A 5035-nucleotide genomic window follows, 5' to 3' on the forward strand; every position below is an offset into this window, starting at 1 on the left:
CTACCAAAATTCTGATGGAAGCTTTTTACGAAAATTGGCTCACTAAAGGCATGAACAAGCACGAAGCCCTCAAACAAGCCCAACTCACCGTCAGAAAAATGCCGCAATATGCTGCCCCCGTCAACTGGGCTGCCTTTGTCTTGGTGGAGTAGGGTTTATATTTTCCACGGCATTCCCTCAATTTCCTTATCTTCTTTACCATTGATTGCCTCAATCAGTTGAAAAACCGTTGTAGAAGATTCTTCAATGGCGGGGCTTTGGTGCGTGTGTTGTTTGAAAATATTTTGGGCTCGGGTTATGGCGTTGACTTGGCGTGATTTGCCGTTTTTTGGGTCTGTGACCAACATCGACTCAAAGAAATCTTTGCTCACTTTTTTACTTCCGCTTCCGTCATAAAAAAGTTTATGTAGTGTAAGATATTGATTAATTTTGGGGTCATAAAGTGTTCTGTCCATTGCGCCGCCTTGATGGTCTTCAAAATGCAGTATAAGCCAATACTCAAAAGATTGATTAGAGTAGGCCACCCGCCCAAAATGCTGTATAGCGAGTCGGACGGCTTCATTGAAGCGTTCGTTGGGAAAGCTGTCTTTGTCAAACATACACCATACTTCAAAACCTGCGTATTTAGGTTCAGCGGCCAATTCTATGGCTTTTTCAACCAATGAAATGGTGTTGTAACCCGTTCCAATAGGTACAACCTTCACATTGGGCAGTCTAAATTGCTGAAAATAAGACACCTCGGTATTTACTCCTTCGGAAACAATCAAAAACTGCCTAAGAAGAGGCCTTATTGGCGCGTCGCGCTCCAAGACAGGGGCCTCATTTCGTTTGGCCCGTTTGGCAGAGCGTAACTTTTCTTTGTGCGCCTGTCGTACCTGATGTTCTTTGGCTTGCTTACTCATTGTACGGCGGCGGTCAGTGCTTCTTCAAAGTCTTCCAAATAGGGTACAGCTCCGTATTTGCCGTTGACGTAGTTTTTCTCAAAATTGTCCTCTTTGCGTACCTGATCCGTTTTGAAATCAGCCAACGAATACACTGACGACGCTCCGTAGCGGTCTTTTTGCACAAACCAAATTTGGTCACGGCGCAAGAATCCACTACTTAACAAGTTGATGTCATGGGTATTAAAAATCAATTGCGCATTGTGCGGATTGGTTTTGGGAGACTGAAACAATTCCACAATTTTAGCGACTAAATTGGGGTGAAGTTTAGATTCCAGTTCATCTACGACGAGCGTATCGCCCGATTGCAAAGTTTCAATAATGGGGCCCGAAAGGGCAAAATATTTCTGGGTCCCCGACGATTCTTCCTCCATTTCAAACTCCGCCGTGCCTACCTGGTTGCCGTTAACATCATATTTATGGTGTAGGGTTTTCATGCCACCTAAGATATGTCCGTCGTTTTCTCTCATTTTCTGAATGAGTAGTTCTTTCAAACGGCCTGGCATGGCATCTGGTAAATCAGATTCCTGCTCTATCTTGAGAATTTTTACATCATTTATTCCTAAATCAGCAGCATTCAAAAAGTCTAAAATGACATTTTTGCCATCATTATTCATTACCCTTCCTATGGTAAAACCTTCGTACCCTTCTTCTTGCAAGCCTGAAATGACGTTGAACTTAGACAGCCAATCAAATATTCGTAAGGCCAAAGGGTCGTTGAATTGAGCTGCCACCGAAAGGAGTAGAGCATTCTGTCGAACCATGCCGTCTTTAACCAACCTTGCTCCAATCCGAAACAATTTCGAGTGAACAGCTTCAAAGTTTTGTTCATCCCGAAAAAATAGTTCAATCTCTTTGGTTTTTGGGCGATGAAAGAGCCACTCCGAAACCACTTTTTCCTGCGTTACTTCAAATCCGTAGCGAAACAATTCGCCTTCGTGCAGAAAGATAATTTCAAACTCGGAAGGGCTTTGTTCCGACGCAGGATTCAATCGGAACGGAACGATAGAGATTTTGTCTTTAGACTGCATATCTGCTGAAGATCGTAGCATAAAATGTCGCATAAAACTCATGGCATCCATGAGTTTGCTTTTTCCTGCGGCATTTGCCCCGTAAAAAACAGCCGATTTTACTACCTTCAGCTGAAATTGAGGAATTTCAACGAGATTGTTTTCGAGGTCTTTGTCATAGCGGGAAGCCAAAAAATTCAATTTGGCTTTGTCCCGAAATGATTTATAATTTTTGACAGAAAATTGAATTATCATAACAATAAATCTATTATTTACAAAAATAACGCAAAAAATAGATTTATTGTTATACTGTCATTCAAAATCAATTTTTTTTAGCTCCTGAATTACTACAGGGTCGGACTCAGATTTCAGTCTTTTCAAATACTTGTTTTCAATCAGTTTATAAAATCGGTTGTTTATTTTTAGGTATAGGGTATCATTATAACTAATTACTGATTGAATTTTAGGGAGTTGATTGGCTTGCAGAGTGAGTTTACCTTCCGACAACTTGTAGGAGATGATTCCTTTGTCCAGTGATTTATCCTTTATAAAGTCGCCTTGTAATTTTTTCTTTTGGTCGTTGCCAAAACCTAAAGACTGACTTTCTTTAATATCAAAAGTGAATGACTGAGGTGCTATTGGATTTTCGGTAGGTTTTGTTTGTGGGGAATTGTCTTTTTTAGGCGTTTTTGGTTCGTCCAATTTTGGAACAACCGCTTGTTCGCTTGCGTGATATGGGTTTAATGGAGCAAGATTCAATCTATAAACTGCAAACCCTATTCCCAAAACCACACAGGCAGCAGCGGCGTATTGCCACCAACGAAACATTGGTTTAATAATAGTTTCTTTTTTCTCAACTATCTCGTGCTCCGTTTGTTGAAGCATTGCTTTGAGTTCTTGACGTTTGGCTTGCCGAAACGCCGCTTCTATATCTTTTTCAAAATCTTCCATATTGTTAGGCATTTACCATTTTTTTGAGCCGTTCTTGGCATTTATATTTTTGCGCTTTGGCATTGTCGGCATTGGTGTAGCCAAAATGCGCCGCTATTTCTTCCATGTTTTTCTTCTCATAAAAAAATAATAGTAATAGTTCTTTGCAATTTCCGCCAGCGGCTTCCATTTGTTGGAGTGCAGCGGTGATTTTATTGATACGTGATTGGCGTTCGTCTTCGTATTCATCAAACCAATCGGTAAGGTTATTCAGGTACTCAAACGTTTCAGGGTCTTTTACAAAAACTTCTTTGTTGTCGCGCAGGTGCGTAAGCCACTGATTCCGACAAATTGAGTTTAGATACGTTTGGATGCTGCTTTTGAGCTCAAAATCCTTATTTCTTACTTTCTCATAAAATACGATCACGGCATCCTGAAATAAATCTGCTGCCTTCTCAGTATCTGCCCCGTTGTTAATCATAAAATTGATGCAATAGTCACGGCACTTTCGATAAACGATATTCAATGCCTGGTCCTCGCCTCCACGAAGCCGATTTACGATACTGCTGTCGTCGGTGGCAGATAGATTCAGAACTTTAGTCATTGATTGATAGCAAATAAGGTAATAGGTAACCACAAAATAAATATTTTTTTCAATCGAAGGGTTACTTTTTTCTCAGCAGGCTATAAATGGGTGTAAAACGAAAACTACAAACTTAAACAATAAAGCAGCTGGAATTTTTAGACACCCTCAAAAACAAACTTTCGAGCACAGAAAACAATGATCACTTACCAGAATTCCCAAATGAATTACCCAACTTAACTGAGACAAAGAAGCAGGTAGTCAAGGTTAACCTGCGTGACTACGGTTTCAAGAAAGCGGGTCACCATGAAGCCGATGCCAAAGCACTCGAAAACTTATTCAACCAGATTTTGAACGGCTATATTATCGATGAAAATGCCAATGAAGAACGCCAACTCAAGGAACAACAACGGATTGATGCTCAAATTGGAGAGATTGACCAGCAAGCCGAAAACTTACAAATGGAGATTCGTAAAGTCAACGAAACCGATATTCCAAAAATCCAGAACACCATTGATTTCTTGGATGATGAAGTGAACAACATTAAATTGGAGGTAATCAATCATTCCCAAAATCCGAATCACCTCAACAAATTTAATCTCAATTTATACTGGTTGGTTTTTATCCCTGCAACGATTTTCCTCTATTTGTTTTACGTTTCGGCGGTTTACTCGGGATTTTTTCGGGATGTCGTAAATGAGGTACAGCAGGCAGGGAGCAACGGTATTGCATCGGTGTTAGCTGCTATTTTTGCCAAAAAAGCCTTTACAGAATTCAACTTACACTGGTTTGCGCCGATTATCTTTTTTGTATTTGGGATTGTGCTGCACGTAGCCTATGAACCCGGTAAATGGCAAGTCCAAGTCATTAAGATGCTTGGTACTTTACTTTTCATCTTATTAGCTGATGCGTTGTTGGCTTATTTTGTCGAAAACAAAAGTCATGAGGTAAAAGTAATGATGGGACTTGACGAGCCTAACTATCACTTTTATACAAGCGCGGTCTTTTACATGGTTCTGGTGATGGGTTACTGTACTTGTTTGGGATGGAGTGTGATTTTGCATCAAATCAAAGAAGAATACGGTAAAAAAGATGTGGAGAAAATTGCTAAGATGAAAATAGAAATCTGTAAAGAAAAACGCTTGGCCTTAGTGAATCAAGTACAAGATTTAAAAGCATTACTGATTTCCCACGAGGGTGGTATCAATAAGTTGAGAAAAGAGATTGAGCGCTTGAAAAAATTGCGTGAGCAAATTGCCCTAAGTATGTCTGACCTTGAACAGCGCATCACTAACTTTTATGACGGGTGGCTCATCTATCTCAATAAAGTGAACGATAATACTTACCTCAAAAATGAGTGCGATACTATTTTACGCAAGTTTTATCAGCAGCATATTTACAAAAACAATGTGAGTCTGAATGAAGTAAACGCTTAATTTCTAACTTTTTAAACTTATACTAAATCCATATTACTATGTCGTATTTGTCAAATAAGGGAAACAGGTTAATGCGATGACTTTATCCTGTTCTTCAAATAGGTCTTCGACAATCTTTTGAATCCGTTTCTGTGC

The 5035-nt window shown here is 39.7% G+C and carries 6 protein-coding genes; 2 read left to right on the top strand and 4 right to left on the bottom strand.

What is annotated here, in order from left to right; all coding sequences use genetic code 11:
* The first annotated feature begins 14 nt into the window (after positions 1-14).
* The gene (locus Q0081_RS31835; protein WP_409034053.1) at positions 15-152 is read left to right on the top strand and encodes a CHAT domain-containing protein; all 138 of its coding nucleotides are present in this window, start codon (positions 15-17) and stop codon (positions 150-152) included.
* Positions 153-155: 3 nt separating this feature from the next.
* Here the strand turns inward: Q0081_RS31835 and Q0081_RS09205 are convergent, their stop codons facing one another.
* Genes Q0081_RS09205 through Q0081_RS09220 form a run of 4 tightly spaced genes read right to left on the bottom strand, consistent with a single transcriptional unit; the run spans position 156 to position 3485 of the window.
* Positions 156-902: an RloB family protein gene (locus tag Q0081_RS09205; RefSeq protein WP_298351800.1), complete on the bottom strand. Its 747-nt coding sequence runs from the start codon at positions 900-902 to the stop codon at positions 156-158.
* Positions 899-2206 carry an ATP/GTP-binding protein gene (locus tag Q0081_RS09210; protein WP_298351803.1) on the bottom strand — a complete coding sequence of 436 codons (1308 nt, stop codon included), beginning with the start codon at positions 2204-2206 and terminating at the stop codon, positions 899-901. The genes Q0081_RS09205 and Q0081_RS09210 overlap by 4 nt, the downstream gene beginning before the upstream one ends.
* A gap of 57 nt (positions 2207-2263) precedes the next feature.
* Entirely contained in the window at positions 2264-2914 is a 651-nt protein-coding gene (locus Q0081_RS09215) for a hypothetical protein (RefSeq protein ID WP_298351805.1), read from the bottom strand.
* Positions 2907-3485: an RNA polymerase sigma factor gene (locus tag Q0081_RS09220; protein ID WP_298351807.1), complete on the bottom strand. Its 579-nt coding sequence runs from the start codon at positions 3483-3485 to the stop codon at positions 2907-2909. The genes Q0081_RS09215 and Q0081_RS09220 overlap by 8 nt, the downstream gene beginning before the upstream one ends.
* A 329-nt stretch (positions 3486-3814) precedes the next feature.
* On the opposite strand from Q0081_RS09220, the gene Q0081_RS09225 reads away from it, so the two are divergent.
* Entirely contained in the window at positions 3815-4900 is a 1086-nt protein-coding gene (locus Q0081_RS09225) for a hypothetical protein (RefSeq protein ID WP_298351809.1), read from the top strand.
* Positions 4901-5035 lie beyond the last annotated feature (135 nt).

It is taken from the genome of Runella sp., assembly GCF_027484545.1.
GTDB lineage: Bacteria > Bacteroidota > Bacteroidia > Cytophagales > Spirosomataceae > Runella.